The following is a 298-nucleotide window of genomic DNA, read 5'->3' as shown; positions in this document are numbered from 1 at the left end:
CGTTGCCGCCGCCGGCATAGGCCTGGGCCGCCTTCGGGATGCCCTGCGGGCCGGGCTTCCAGGTGCAGCCCGGCGTCGTCGTCTTGGCGGGAGACAGGTCGAGGGGCTCGCCGGTGGTGCCGGTCGTCTCGACGTCCTCGTCGTCCGCCGAGGCGACCTGCGTGCGAGTCCGCGAGACCGCGTCGGCGACGCCCGCCGGGCGGGCGCGCTCGGCGACCTCGGTGACCGGCGCCGAGATCCGGGCGCCGGCATAGGCGCGCGGCAGGCTGGCGCGGACGAGGTCGGCCATGATCCGGTC

1 pseudogene is annotated in these 298 nt (G+C 77.2%); it reads right to left on the bottom strand.

Going from position 1 to position 298, the window contains the following annotated elements:
• Nucleotides 1-298: pseudogene (locus ACLBX8_RS31995) on the bottom strand (D-alanyl-D-alanine carboxypeptidase); the annotation flags it as partial.

The organism is Methylobacterium sp. D48H, assembly GCF_053345715.1.
Note: the sequence above shows the minus strand (reverse complement) of the source record. Positions and strands in the feature narration are given on the sequence as shown.